Consider the following 13,349-nt stretch of genomic DNA (forward strand, 5'->3'; position numbering starts at 1 on the left):
TCCCTGCGTCGGGTTGTGAACCTGAATGAGCTCGCACCGCTTGGAAGTACCTGTTATAAATACGGCTAACGATGATAAAATGTTTCATCTTTGCACAGGAACTGGACGCCCTATCGTTCCTCTACTATACTGAAGGCATTAGTACAAGGATGGCCCATTTTTCAGAAAAATAGCGCGGGTAACAAAAAAAAGCGCGTTTGCGTAAGCATCTGCGCTTTTTTGATCGTTATCCAATCGTGATTTTTCCTTTTGGATAACGATAGTATTCTTTTTTCTTGCGCAATGTCAGCGCGTAGGCGATGGTGAGCGGCCCGACCCGCCCGGCGAACATGGTCAAGACGAGCACTGTTTTTCCGGAGATCGACAGGTGCGGCGTAAGACCCATGGAAAGACCGGTCGTTGCAAAGGCCGAGGTCGCCTCAAACAGGATCATCAAGAAATCCGCGCCTTGTTCGGTAATCGTTAAGATCATCGTAACCGCAATGAGGAGCGAGAGCGCAATCAGCGTGACCGCCAATGATTTGTAGATCATCTGGGAAACGATCCGCTGGCGGAAAAAAATCACGTCTTCCTTCCCTTTTGCCTGTGCTATAACCGCGCCGACCAGTGTGGCGAAGGTGGTGGTTTTGATACCGCCACCGGTCGAACCAGGCGAGGCACCGATGAACATCAACAAGATAATGATGAAAAGCGAGGAATGCTGCATATCTCCGATGTTGATCGTATTGGAGCCAGCCGTGCGCGCCGTGACCGATTGATACAGCGAGCCGAAAACCTTACCCATGAAGGAAAGCGGCTGGAGCGTCTTCGGATTGTGGTACTCGAAAATGAAGATTAGGATCGTTCCAGCGGTGATCAAAGCAGCTGTGGTTGCCAGCACCACTTTGGTATGCAGGGAAAGGCGTTTGGTGTGGCGGTATTCATAGACTTCACTCATGACGATGAAACCGATCCCACCCATAACGATGAGCGAGCAGATGACGAGATTCACCACAGGATCGGCGACATAGTCGGTCATGCTGCGGAAATCGCCCATCAAATCAAAGCCGGCGTTGTTAAAGTTCGAGATGGCGTGGAAAAATCCGTAATATACGGCTTTGCCAAGTGGCATATCAAATGCAAAGCGGATCGACAGCAAAATGCCGCCGGCGCATTCGATCAAGGCCGTAAAGATCAGAATCATTTTGGCCAGACGCACGATGCCCTCGATGGAAATGTGATTGAGAGACTCTTGCAACAGCAAACGCTCGCGTAAGGAAATCCGTTTGCGCAAAATCAGTGCAAAAAACGTGGCGAACGTCATGAAGCCGATCCCGCCGATCTGGATCAGCGAGATCACGACGATTTGGCCAAAAGTCGAAAACGTCGTGCCGGTATCGACCACGACGAGTCCGGTTACACAGGTGGCCGATGTCGCTGTGAAGAGGGCATCGATCCAGACAAGCCCTTGGCCGTCATTGGTGGCGATCGGCAAATGCAAAAGGGAAGCACCGATCAAAATAATGAGCGCAAACCCAAGGACAAGCGTTTTTGGCGGATCAAGATGAAGAAAGGCTAACCATTTTCGCAGCATGTTTGATCATTACGCTCCATTGTTATAAGAATAGGAATAACGTTTTCAATAGTATTTCCGTAACAGGGCAAAAATGCGCAAAGCACCCAGTTATCTCGCAAGTATAGCCGAGAAGTGCGAAATTGAAAATAACCGAATTTTTTGTGAGGAGGCAAAGGACATGAGCACAACGGAACATAAGGCAGAGGCCCCGAAAACGGTCGGCTGCAAGGTCATTACTGTGTCAGACACTCGCACCGAGGAGACAGACAAGAGCGGCCAACTGATGAAGCAGCTGCTGGCGGAAGCGGGACACGAGTGCAGAAGCTATGAAATTGTCAAGGATGAAGCGGAAGCGATTGTGCAGGCGATCAAGCGCGGGGCAAAGACAGAGGGCGTGGAGGTCATTTTGCTGAATGGCGGGACCGGAATCGCCAAGCGGGATACGACGTTAGAGGCAGTCAAAGGTATATTGGTAAAAGAAATGCCGGGCTTCGGTGAAATTTTTCGCATGCTTAGCTTTACCGAGGATATCGGCTCCGCTGCTATTTTGAGCCGTGCGATTGCAGGCACCTATCAGGAGAAAGGCGTCTTTTCCGTGCCGGGTTCTACTGGTGCCGTGAGGTTGGCGATGACGCGCCTGATATTGCCGGAATTGGGCCATGTGGTAAGAGAGCTGCGAAAATAGAAGACAAAAACGTCAAGGGGGAGAAATCCAAGCTATGTTTGGCGGTCCGGCGACTCTTTTGTTATAATGAATTGTTAGATCAAACGAGGAGATTTGCCATGAACATTTTGCTTACCACCTTGAACGCCAAGTTTATCCATTCGTCATTGGCTTTGCGCTATTTGCGCAGCTATACCAAACCGTATTTTCCGCAAGTAGAGCTAGTTGAATATACAATTAACGATGTGACCCTAACGATTGCGGGCGATATCCACAAGCGCAAGCCGGATGTCGTGGCGTTCTCTTGTTACATCTGGAACATCCGGGAGACGCTCGACGTCATCGCGATCTTGAAAAAAATTATGCCGGACGTGCCGATCATTTTCGGTGGACCGGAAGTCACCTATGATGCCGATCATTGGCTGAAAAAGCAGGCAGACATCGACGCGATCGTGCTCGGTGAAGGGGAAGTAACGTTCCTGGAGGTTTGCCAGGAGCTGGCCCGCTGCAAGGAAAGTGGAGAAAAGCCGAACTGGGGCTCCATCCCTGGCCTGGCTTATCGGGAAGGCGAGCATGTCCGCTTTTCCGCACCGCGCGAGCAGATTGGCGACCTGAATACGATCCCATCACCGTTTGAAGAGGATTTGCCGGAGCTGAACAATCGTGTCGTTTATTTCGAGGCGTCACGCGGCTGTCCGTTCAAATGCCAATACTGCCTGTCCTCGATCGAGGATGGCGTGCGTTATTTCGACATTGATCGAGTAAAACGCGATTTGATGCGTTTGATCAAGCACGGGGTCAAAACGATTAAATTCGTGGATCGTACGTTCAATATCCACAAAAAATATGCGATGGAAATCTTCCAGTTTCTGATTGATAACCATAATGGGACCGTGTTCCAATTCGAGATTACGGCCGATATTTTGAAACCGGATATCGTTGATTTTCTCGCTGAGAATGCACCTCCTGGCGTGTTTCGTTTCGAAATTGGCGTACAGTCGACGAATGATGCGACAAACCGCCTCGTTCAGCGGATTCAAAAGTTTGACAAGCTGAGCTACACGGTAACGAAAATCAAAGAGTCCGGCAAAATTGACCAGCACTTGGACTTGATCGCAGGATTGCCGGAGGAAGACTACCAGTCGTTCCGCAAAACGTTCAACGACGTGTTTGCGCTGCGTCCTGAAGAACTCCAGCTTGGCTTTTTGAAAATGCTTCGCGGGACAGGCGTGCGGGCGCGCGCTGCCAATCATGGCTACATTTATATGGACGAGGCGCCGTACGAAATTTTAGGCAACAATGTGCTTTCGTTTGACGAAATGCAACGGATCAAGCGCGTGGAAGACATTTTGGAGAAGTATTGGAATGCCCACCGGATGGACCATGCCCTCGAATGGCTGGTGTCGCGCAGCTTTGAGACACCGTTCGACTTTTTCCAGGAGTTCGGTGACTTTTGGGAAGAGAAAGGCTGGAATCGACTGGGCCACCAATTGGAGGATTTGTTCGGTCGTATCCATTATTTCCTCGGAAATCGACAAACGAACGAATTCGCACATGTGGAAAGCCTGCTGAAATTCGACTATTTGCTGAATGCAAAACACCGTCCGCGCAAAATTTGGTGGAACGATCCAGTGGATAAGAAAGATTTGCAGACGGTTCATGAGCTTGTTGTGGAGCAGTCGGCTCGTCTGCGCGCCGATTTTGCCGAGCACGCGGCTCAAGAAAAGGAGTATGCCAAGCATACGATGATGGCTCGTGTCTCATTTGACATTGAGCGCTGGCTGCAGGATGGCGAGGTTATCGAGGGGGATTATGCCCTTGTCGTCTATTATCCGTATCTGCAAGAGAGCGACAACACGTTTGTTTGCGTCTCGCTTGTTGATCGCCATGCAGGGATGTCACGGTAGCTGTGAGAAACCTTTTGAACGAATAAACGTATTTCTACTAGCAACGCAATAACGAACGCCCGTTATTGTCCTGACATTAATCCATGTTATGGTGATGGATAAGGAGAAGGTAACACAATGGACTTTAGTCTTGATATGCTCTTGGGGATCATTCAACAATATGGCTATCTAGCCTTGTTTTTCATGCTCTGGCTGGGAATTGTCGGGTTGCCGATTCCAGATGAGCTGGTGGTGGCTGCCGGAGGATTCCTCGCATCGCGAGGGCTCCTCTACCCTCTCTATGCCTTCTTGGCGGGGTATTTCGGAGTCGCTTCCGGTCTGACGATCGGTTATCTGCTGGGCAGGTGGTTCGGGAAGCCAATCCTGCGCCGCCTTTCCCGAAAACCCAAGATGCATGCGTATATCGTAAAGTCTTCATCATTGATCGAGAAGTATGGCACCTTCTCCCTTTGCATAAGTTATTTGCTTCCTGTAGTCAGGCATGTGGTTCCCTATATTGTAGCGATGGGTGGGATGAGCTACCGCCGCTATGCGCTCTACTCCTATACGACCGGGTTAGTCTGGACAGCAGGCTTTTATTTTGTCGGTCATTTCTTTGGACGAAACATGGAAATGGTGGTTGCCTTGACCCGCAAATACGGGTTCATTGCGCTGGGGATCATCATTATCCTGATCGTGATCATTTTCATCATCCGCCGGATTTTCTTGGGCAAACAATCGTGCAAGATCGAGGGGGAATAACATGGGCAAAATAAAAACCCATGGCCGAAACCGCAACCTGGTGCTTGTGATCTGCTGGGCGATCCTGCTTTTCGGATTATTTACAGCACAACCCTCATACATATGGAGTGGCTTCCTTTTGCTGAATCTGTACGCTTTTTGGTTGACAGGGACGGATAAACGCTCGGCAAAGGCGGGCTCGTTCCGCATACCCGAACGCAGTCTGATGACAGTCAGTGCGCTGGGCGGCGCTCTTGGCATGCTGATCGGGATGAAAACCTATCGGCACAAGACGCAGCATGCAAAATTTCAGTACGGCGTACCAGCGTTTCTTATCGTGCAATTCGTGGTCGCGATCGCGGCTTACCGTTACTTAGGATGAAGGGGAGTGTCAGGATGGATCAAAGATTGCAGATGTTTCGCGAATTGACGGAGGCACCGGGGGCGCCTGGCCGAGAAGGGGCAGTTCGCCGAATTATGCGGGGCTATGTTGAGCCCTACGCCGACGAAATTCTTCATGACAATCTCGGCAGCCTGATTGCCAAGAAAACCGGTATAGCTGATGGACCGAAAATTGCGATCGCTGGACATTTGGACGAAGTCGCATTCATGGTGACCCAAATTACCGAGGACGGCTACATCAAATTCCAGCCGTTGGGTGGCTGGTGGGCGCATGTCGTTTTGGCACAACGCGTCCAGATTCAGACGAAGGATGGCTTTGTCGATGGGGTGATCGGCTCTGTGCCGCCTCATTTGATGACATTGGAAGCGCGTCGGAAAATGGTCGAGGTCAAAGACATGTTTATCGACGTAGGCGCGTTTAACAAGAAGGAAGCGGAAGAGTTTGGCATCCGGCCTGGGGACGCGATCATTCCTGTTTGCCCGTTTACCGTCATGAAAAATCCAAAGCTGCTAATGGCAAAGGCGTGGGATAACCGGATGGGCTGCGCAGTTGTCGTCGATGCACTCAAGCAACTGCAGACCGAACAACACCCGAATACCGTTTACGGAATCGCGACGGTTATGGAAGAGGTAGGGACGCGCGGTGCGGGCACAGCAGCTCGCTTAATCCAGCCGGATATCGCATTTGCAATCGATGTCGGCATCGCTGGCGACACCCCTGGGATCAACCGGAACCAAGCCAATACGAAAATGGGCGGAGGCCCTGAGCTGTGCCTATACGATGCGCGAATGATCGCCCATCAAGGGCTGTTGCAGCTGGTGATGGATACTGCAGTCGAAGAAGGCATCCCTTATCAGTTGACGACAATTCCAGGGGGTGGCACAGACGCTGGACCGATGCATACGACAGGCAACGGTGTGCCGTCTTTAGCGATTTCCGTACCGGCGCGCTACATTCACAGCCACGCCTCGATCATTCACTATGACGATTATGAAAATTTGGTGAAGCTCATCGTGGCAGTACTCAATCGTCTTGACCGCGAAACCGTGGAGAAGCTGAGAACATACGAATAAAGCAAAAGGAGCAGGTATGATGCCTGCTCCTTTAACGTTCTTGTTTCGTTTATACCGGAGAAGAGGTCTGCGGAATATGCGACGCTATCGTGCTGACCATTTGCTGACGCTGCGATGTGTCGCTGTTTTGCCACAGGACCTCGAACAATACACCGAGTCCAGGCAGCGTTTTTTCTTGGCCGGAGGAGATGGCGTCGCTGATCGTATCCTCTACAGCATTTGAATCCGAACCCTGCATTTTGTACATGATGGCTTGACGCAAATTCAACGAGTTGATGTTCATGCCTTCAGCTCCCTTCTTTCTTTAGGGTCGTTCACGCATGAGTAGTATTCGTTGGCACGGGTGGCTTCATACCTGCTATTATGAGGGATGGGAAGTATGTTATAATGCACCCAAGCTACTGGGAAAACAAGGAGTGGAAAGCATGTCGAAGCAATTTGCCGTCATCGGGATGGGACGCTTTGGTTCAAGCGTGGCCCGGACGTTATATGAGATGGATTATGAAGTAATGGGGATCGATGAGGATGAAGAGCGAATCAATGAAAACATCCAATACGTGACCCACGCGGTTGCGGCTGATTCCACTGACGAGATGGCGCTGAAGGAAATCGGTATCCGTAATTTTGACGTCGTGGTCGTCTCGATCGGTGCAGACATCCAGGCAAGCATCCTGACGGTCCTCATCTTGAAAGAGCTGGGTGTGAAAAAAATTGTGGCGAAGGCACAGAACGAGCGACATGGGCAAGTACTGTACAAAGTCGGCGCAGACCGGGTTGTCTTTCCGGAGCGCGACATGGGCGTGCGCGTTGCCCACAACCTGATCTCGGCAAACGTACTGGATTTCATTGAGTTGGCGGAAGATTACAGCGTGGCAGAAGTGGCCGCATCGCCCAGCATGCTCGGTAAAACGATTCGCCAGCTGGATGTACGTGCAAAATACGGGGTTAACATCATCGCGATCAAAAGCAACGATCGTTTCAATATCGCACCGCGTCCCGATCAGATGATTGAGCGTAACGATGTCCTTGTCGTCATCGGACATAATTTGGACCTAAAGGAATTCGAGGAGCAAGCATAAACAATGGAACAAGAGATGATCACGTCCATACATAATCCGCAAATCAAGCGGTTGCACCAATTGTTGAATCGAAAAGGCAGGGAGGCGTCCGGCACATTTTTGGTTGAGGGCGTTCACCTTGTAGAAGAGGCGCTTCAATCCGGGGCCGCGGTCAAAACGGTCATCTATGATATGGACCGGGGCATCGATCCTGCATGTGAAGCGTCACTGCGTGTCTATGACAGGCCGTTAAAGCGGATAGCCGTCACAGAACAAGTGCTGGCCAAGCTGTCGGAGACCAAATCTCCACAAGGCATCGTCGCCGAGGTAAGCCAGCATTCGGTTGACTGGCAGGCGTGGAAACAGAAATACGAGCAGGCAGGCTCCGCTTTTGTCGTTCTGATGCTCGACGAGCTGCAAGACCCGGGCAACCTGGGAACGATCATCCGCACGGCGGAAGCGGCTGGCATCGACGGGATTGTCGTCGGCGAAAACAGCGTGGATCTGTATAACGGGAAAGTTTTGCGTGCGACGATGGGGGCAATTTTCCGTCTGCCATTGTTCCGTCTGCCACTGCCAGCGGCTTGTGAGGAGCTCGGTGCGATGGGGACGCGGCTTTTGGTAACGTCCGTTCACGACGGCAGCGTCGCGTACGATGAGCCTGTCTACGACGGCCGCATCGCGATCGTCATCGGGAATGAAGGGAGAGGCGTCTCACCGGAAATCAGCCGACTCGCAACCACCCATGTCCACATTCCGCTGTATGGAGCTGCGGAATCGCTCAATGCGGCGGTTGCCTGCGGTATCATGTTGTATGAAGCGCGCCGCCAGCGGAAAGAATAAGAAGAAACCAAAAAGCGCAGAGCAGGCAATCAGCTGCTCTGCGCTTCGTTCATCTCCAGAGAAGCCGCTTTTTTTGCTTTATACTCTTCACGAGCGACAGACCATTGATCGCGCGCCATATTGATAATCCCGGACTCAATGGTGCGGTTTTTCATTTCGACCGTTTTGGAGAAATAGAGGATCGCTTTGTCATATTGTTCGATGCGGCGCATCAGTTCGCCGATCAAATAAAGCATGCGTGTTTCGGACATGTCTTTGTCCTTGTTAACAAAATCGGAGTGGGTAAACGATTTTTCGTACTCGCCCACGGATAGTTGGAGAAAGCGCTGTTCTTCCTCCGGTTTGTCCACAAAGCGATACAGCCATGCCAATCGTAAATACAGCCCCGCTTTGACGCAATAGGCTTCCTCTTTCAAAATCGCAGTGTAGATCGCCAGCTTGTAGGATGCGATCGCTTCTTCATAGCCGCGAATCCCGCCAAATTCCTTCGGCGTCCATTTGCTTGTGATGTTGTCTTGGATGCGCTTCTTGACGTGAGGCGGCAAGTAATTGCTGAATTGGTCGGTAAAGCTGTAGCCGCAAGATGGGCACACGGTAACGGTGTAGAGGATCGGATTGAGGCGCTGCTCTTTGTAATGGGTGCAAAAGTCGGAATCCCGCTTCAGCAATTGAAGCTGATTGCTGCGCACCCGTTGGGAAACGAACGTCGTTTCGCAAGCGTGGCATGTCCATTTTCGGTCAAAAAGTGCGTCGAGATTGATGGCCATCCTGGCCACCCCCTATGTATGTAGTAGTTTATGCCTGTTTTTTCTGATCATATTTGCATGAATAGCTGAATTGCGATATAATTTCTCACAAGTTAGTTATAGCATAAAGCATTGATGGAGACTAGTACATAGGAACTATGGCTTTTGCAGGGAGGAAGTGTCGTTGACTGGAAGCACTTCTATCGCTATACCTATGGAATTCCCTCCGGAGTAGGCTTCCGAAACCTGTAATTCAGGAAAGTAAGGAGTTTTCGGGTGATTCCGTTACCAATCAACTGAGTGAAACAACACGATTGTTTAACTAGGGTGGTACCGCGAGCAACGACTCGTCCCTTATTGGGGCGGGTCTTTTGTATTTTTAAGCAGAATGGAGAGATGGAAGTGCAAACCAGATTGAATGAAATGAGGCAAACGGCGCTTGAGCAGATCGCTCGTGCGACGGAAGGCACGCAGCTGCAAGAGCTGCGTGTCAAGTATCTGGGCAAAAAGGGTGATTTGACCGAAATTCTTCGCGGCATGGGTAGCTTGTCCGCTGAAGAGCGTCCTTTGGTTGGGCAAATCGTGAACCAAGTGCGTGAAGCGCTGGAAACGGCCTTTTCTGCCAAGCAAGAGGAGCTGGAACAAGCCGTATTGGCGCAAAAGCTGGCTTCCGAGCAAATTGACGTGACGCTGCCAGGACGTCCGGTGCCCGTGGGCACCATGCACCCGCTGTCCCGCGTGATCGAAGAAGCGGAAGATATTTTCATCGGATTGGGCTTCGAGGTGGCGGAAGGTCCGGAAGTGGAATTGGATCATTACAATTTCGAAATGCTGAACCTTCCGAAGGATCACCCGGCTCGCGACATGCAAGACTCGTTTTACATCACCGAGGAGATCTTGCTGAGAACCCAAACCTCGCCTGTACAGGCACGCACGATGCTGGAAAAGGAAGGCAAAACCCCGATCAAGATCATTTGCCCGGGTAAAGTGTACCGCCGCGATGATGACGACGCGACGCACTCCCACCAGTTCATGCAGATCGAAGGTCTTGTTGTCGGCAAAGGCATCCGCATGAGCGATCTGAAAGGAACGTTGCTCACATTTGCTCGCCAAATGTTTGGTGAAAAGCAGCAGATTCGTCTGCGTCCGAGCTTCTTCCCGTTCACGGAGCCAAGCGTGGAAGTAGATATTCAGTGCGTAATGTGCGGAGGCGAAGGCTGCCGCATGTGCAAACAAACAGGCTGGATCGAAATTTTGGGTGCGGGCATGGTTCATCCGAACGTGCTGCGCATGGGCGGCTATGACCCTGAGGAAGTGAGCGGATTCGCGTTCGGGATGGGCGTAGAGCGCATCGCACTTTTGAAATACGGCATTGACGATATTCGCCATTTCTATACGAACGACGTGCGTTTCTTGCGCCAGTTCAACCGGAGCTAGGGAGGAGAACAGAGGAATGAAAGTATCTTATAATTGGCTGGCCGATTATGTTGATTTGACGGGTGTGACCCCGGATCAATTGGCTGAACTGTTGACGAGAAGCGGAATTGAAGTAGAAGGAGTAGAATCGCGCAACGGCGGTGTGTCCAACGTCGTAGTCGGCTATGTGAAAGAGCGCAGCAAGCACCCGGATGCGGATCGTCTGAACGTTTGTATCGTAGATGCGGGACAGGGCGAGGATTTGCAGATCGTCTGTGGCGCACCAAATGTGGATAAAGGACAAAAAGTACCGGTAGCGCTGATCGGCGCGAAATTGCCAGGCGGTCTCGCAATCAAGCGTTCCAAGCTGCGCGGCGTCGAGTCTCAAGGCATGATCTGTTCGGCAAAAGAGCTGGGCATCAACGACAAGCTGCTCGCTAAAGACCAGCAGGAAGGCATTCTCGTGTTGCCAGCTGATGCGGAAATCGGCATGGATGCCGTTTCGTACCTTGGTCTGGACGATTACGTGCTGGAGCTCGGCTTGACGCCAAACCGTTCTGACTGCCTGAGCATGCTGGGGGTAGCGTATGAAGTAGCGGCGATTTTGGGCCGCGATGTCATGCTGCCGGATACGAATGTGAACGAAAACGGCGGAGCCAATCCGGTTAAAGTATCGATTGAAGCAGGAGATCATTGCTACCAATATGCTGGTCGCCATTTCACCAATGCGACGATCGCAACGTCTCCGCAATGGCTGAAAAACCGCCTGATGGCTACGGGCATCCGTCCGATTAACAACGTGGTCGACGTAACGAACTATGTGATGCTCGAATATGGCCAACCGCTGCATGCCTTCACGGCAAAAGAAGTAGCGAACAACGAGATCGTCGTGCGCCTCGCCCAAGCGGGAGAAAAATTGGTGACACTCGATGATCAAGAGCGCACGCTGGATGCGGAAACGCTGTTGATCGCGGATCGTGAAAAAGGTTTGGCTATCGCGGGCATCATGGGCGGTGCCAATTCCGAAATCACGCCGGAGACAACCGAAATCATTTTGGAATCCGCCTATTTCACACCGCGCTCCATCCGCCGCTCGGCCAAAATGCTGGGTATGCGTACGGAAGGCTGCGTTCGTTGGGAAAAAGGCGTGGATCAATCGCGCGTCCTGGCTGCAGGCAATCGAGCAGCACTCTTGATCCAGCAGCTTGCTGGCGCAACTGTGTCCGTAGGCATCGCCGATGTATGCGTGAACACGATTGAGCCAAAAGTGGTGAAGGTCACCTTGTCCAAGCTGAACACGCATTTGGGCATGAGCTTGACGGCAGAAGACGTTTCCGGCATTTTCACCCGTTTGCAATTCCCGTTTGAAGTAGCAGAAAACGTATGGACGGTTACCGTGCCAACGCGACGCGGCGACATTACGCTGCCAGAGGACTTGATCGAGGAAGTGGCACGTCTGTACGGCTATGACAACATCCCGACCTCGCTGATGGAAGGGCAAACGACGCAAGGACAGCTGTCGGTGTCCCAGCAAGTCCGCCGCTCCATCCGCCATCACCTGATGGCATCCGGCTTGTCGGAAGCCGTTTCGTACGCGTTGGTATCCCCTGCTCGCGTGGATGAGGTCGAAGGACTACATGCAGGAGCAGTGCCGATTCCACTCGCGATGCCGATGAGCGAAGAGCGCAGCGTACTGCGTACCAGCCTGATCCCGAGCTTGCTGGAAACGGCCGCATATAACAAAAACCGCCAAAACCATGATCTCGCTTTCTTTGAGCAAGGCAAGGTGTTCATCACAAGCGAAACCAAACTGACCAAGCTGCCGGAAGAACCCCTCTATGTAGCCGGTCTGGTGAGCGGCGAGTGGATTCCGCAAAACTGGTCTGGGGCTAAACAGCCGGTCGATTTTTACCTGTTGAAAGGTATCGTCGAGTCGTTGTTCGCTCACTTGGGTATCGCTGCTGTGGCGTACCAACAGACAGCCAGCCGAAAAGGCATGCATCCAGGACGTACGGCTGATGTGTCGGTGAACGGCGAGAACATTGGTTATGTAGGCCAAGTGCATCCAGCTTTGGAAAAAGCCTATGACCTGACAGCGACGTATGTATTCCAGTTCGACCTGGACAAATTGATCAATTTGGCTAGCGAGCTGAAGGATTACCGTACACTGCCGAAGTTCCCGGCGATCACCCGCGACCTCGCGCTTGTCGTCGATCGTTCGGTGCCAGCGGCGAGCCTGACCGAACTGATTCACCAACAGTCCGGCGATTTGCTCGAATCGGTGACGCTGTTTGACGTGTACACAGGCGAGCGGATCACGTCCGACAAGAAAAGCTTGGCGTTCTCCCTGGTGTACCGCCATGCAGAGCGTACGCTTCAGGATGAAGAGGTGCAGCAGTCGACGGCAAAAGTGATCGAAGTGCTGAAGGAACAACTCGGCGCAGAGCTGCGGATGTAGTTTGTAGTTCCAGCGCGTTTTTCACGAGGAAATTCTTGACGAGCGTACCCAATTTCGGTAGTTTTAAAGGAACACGGTTGTAGTCTTGTGTAGTTGGGAGGAAACCTGCGTGCAGGAAGCGGGGAAAAATCGCATAACGGTAGAGATTTACGGTCAGCAATATCGGCTGAGTGGCAGTGCCAATGTGAGCCATATGCGGATGGTTGCCGGTTATGTGGATGACAAAATGAATGAGATTGGCCAAGGGAATACTCGACTGGATACAGCGAAAATCGCCGTTTTGGCTGCAGTAAACATGGCTGACGAATACATGCGTCTGAAGCAAGAGTACGAACAGCTGCTGAAAATCCTCCAGGCAGACGGCAAAGGACAATCGAAATAACGAACCTGCGGCAACCCTTCTTCACAGTTGTTCATGTGAATGAAGGGTTGTTCTTTCACATATCAAAAAAAGAGAGCAAAAATCCCGTGCAACGGATAGGGAGCGGGAGGAACGGGAGGCGGTT

Annotated in this window: 13 protein-coding genes and 1 other annotated feature; of the genes, 10 read left to right on the forward strand and 3 right to left on the reverse strand. The window is 51.7% G+C overall.

Annotated features, from left to right (window positions below; all coding sequences use genetic code 11):
• Positions 1-226: 226 nt before the first annotated feature.
• Entirely contained in the window at positions 227-1,573 is a 1,347-nt protein-coding gene (locus tag EDM56_RS07400) for a TrkH family potassium uptake protein (protein ID WP_122917260.1), read from the reverse strand.
• A 160-nt stretch (positions 1,574-1,733) separates the two neighbouring features.
• Between EDM56_RS07400 and EDM56_RS07405 the strand changes: the two genes are divergently transcribed.
• From EDM56_RS07405 to EDM56_RS07425, 5 genes are all read left to right on the forward strand, one after another.
• Positions 1,734-2,240, forward strand: a complete 507-nt coding sequence (locus tag EDM56_RS07405; protein WP_122917261.1) for a MogA/MoaB family molybdenum cofactor biosynthesis protein — start codon at positions 1,734-1,736, stop codon at positions 2,238-2,240.
• A gap of 98 nt (positions 2,241-2,338) precedes the next feature.
• Positions 2,339-4,126, forward strand: a complete 1,788-nt coding sequence (locus tag EDM56_RS07410) for a B12-binding domain-containing radical SAM protein (protein ID WP_122917262.1) — start codon at positions 2,339-2,341, stop codon at positions 4,124-4,126.
• 117 nt (positions 4,127-4,243) lie between these two features.
• The gene (locus EDM56_RS07415) at positions 4,244-4,867 is read left to right on the forward strand and encodes a DedA family protein (RefSeq protein WP_122917263.1); all 624 of its coding nucleotides are present in this window, start codon (positions 4,244-4,246) and stop codon (positions 4,865-4,867) included.
• A 1-nt stretch (position 4,868) separates the two neighbouring features.
• Entirely contained in the window at positions 4,869-5,228 is a 360-nt protein-coding gene (locus EDM56_RS07420) for a DUF1294 domain-containing protein (RefSeq protein ID WP_122917264.1), read from the forward strand.
• A gap of 14 nt (positions 5,229-5,242) precedes the next feature.
• A complete protein-coding gene (locus EDM56_RS07425) occupies positions 5,243-6,322 on the forward strand; it encodes a M42 family metallopeptidase (RefSeq protein WP_122917265.1) in 1,080 nt (359 codons plus the stop codon).
• 49 nt (positions 6,323-6,371) lie between these two features.
• On the opposite strand, the gene sspI is transcribed toward EDM56_RS07425, so the two are convergent.
• Positions 6,372-6,605, reverse strand: a complete 234-nt coding sequence (gene sspI / locus EDM56_RS07430; protein WP_122917266.1) for a small acid-soluble spore protein SspI — start codon at positions 6,603-6,605, stop codon at positions 6,372-6,374.
• Positions 6,606-6,747: 142 nt separating this feature from the next.
• On the opposite strand from sspI, the gene EDM56_RS07435 reads away from it, so the two are divergent.
• Entirely contained in the window at positions 6,748-7,401 is a 654-nt protein-coding gene (locus tag EDM56_RS07435) for a potassium channel family protein (protein WP_122917267.1), read from the forward strand.
• Positions 7,402-7,404: 3 nt separating this feature from the next.
• Complete coding sequence (locus tag EDM56_RS07440) at positions 7,405-8,223, forward strand: TrmH family RNA methyltransferase (protein WP_122917268.1); 819 nt, start codon at positions 7,405-7,407, stop codon at positions 8,221-8,223.
• A gap of 29 nt (positions 8,224-8,252) precedes the next feature.
• On the opposite strand, the gene EDM56_RS07445 is transcribed toward EDM56_RS07440, so the two are convergent.
• Positions 8,253-8,990 carry a DUF2225 domain-containing protein gene (locus EDM56_RS07445; protein WP_122917269.1) on the reverse strand — a complete coding sequence of 246 codons (738 nt, stop codon included), beginning with the start codon at positions 8,988-8,990 and terminating at the stop codon, positions 8,253-8,255.
• A 102-nt stretch (positions 8,991-9,092) separates the two neighbouring features.
• Positions 9,093-9,327, forward strand: a binding site (T-box leader).
• Positions 9,328-9,371: 44 nt separating this feature from the next.
• Here EDM56_RS07445 and pheS point away from each other — a divergent pair.
• The 3 genes from pheS (at position 9,372) to zapA (ending at position 13,225) form a co-directional block, all read left to right on the forward strand.
• Positions 9,372-10,406: a phenylalanine--tRNA ligase subunit alpha gene (gene pheS / locus EDM56_RS07450; protein WP_122917270.1), complete on the forward strand. Its 1,035-nt coding sequence runs from the start codon at positions 9,372-9,374 to the stop codon at positions 10,404-10,406.
• A 16-nt stretch (positions 10,407-10,422) separates the two neighbouring features.
• On the forward strand, positions 10,423-12,843 hold the full coding sequence (gene pheT, locus EDM56_RS07455) for a phenylalanine--tRNA ligase subunit beta (protein ID WP_122917271.1): 2,421 nt from the start codon (positions 10,423-10,425) through the stop codon (positions 12,841-12,843).
• A 109-nt stretch (positions 12,844-12,952) separates the two neighbouring features.
• Positions 12,953-13,225: a cell division protein ZapA gene (gene zapA / locus EDM56_RS07460; RefSeq protein WP_122917272.1), complete on the forward strand. Its 273-nt coding sequence runs from the start codon at positions 12,953-12,955 to the stop codon at positions 13,223-13,225.
• Positions 13,226-13,349 lie beyond the last annotated feature (124 nt).

Origin of the sequence: Brevibacillus fluminis (genome assembly GCF_003710825.1) — a bacterium.
GTDB classification, from domain to species: Bacteria; Bacillota; Bacilli; order Brevibacillales; family Brevibacillaceae; genus Brevibacillus_D; species Brevibacillus_D fluminis.